Source organism: Mesorhizobium sp. M3A.F.Ca.ET.175.01.1.1 (assembly GCF_004791945.1).
Taxonomy (GTDB): Bacteria; Pseudomonadota; Alphaproteobacteria; order Rhizobiales; family Rhizobiaceae; genus Mesorhizobium.
On sequence record NZ_SRTP01000370.1, the window covers coordinates 1 to 292 of the forward strand.

Consider the following 292-nt stretch of genomic DNA (forward strand, 5'->3'; position numbering starts at 1 on the left):
CGCGCAGCGCCGCTGAGCGTTTCCTGAAGACGGCGCGTGTGATGACGCTACCTTTCGACCGCGCCCTGGAGTGCGGTTGGGGATATGGCACCAACGTTTACGTCTCCGACAGGGACTTTCTGCCCTTTGGCGACCCGAATACGCTCGTCGGAACGCGCGAGGAATATAAAGGCAGCAAGTTCACCCGACTGAGGCGACTGCCAGCTTATCTTTACAGCTTTTATGACAATATAGCACGTTACATCTACGCGTACAGCTAGACGTACATGGTGGCGACACTTTTGTTTCCTGT

The 292-nt window shown here is 55.1% G+C and carries 1 pseudogene; it reads left to right on the forward strand.

From position 1 onward, the window contains the following. Window positions 1-260 (forward strand): annotated as a pseudogene (locus tag EN818_RS32040) (glycosyl transferase family 25); the annotation flags it as partial. Window positions 261-292: the final 32 nt, after the last annotated feature.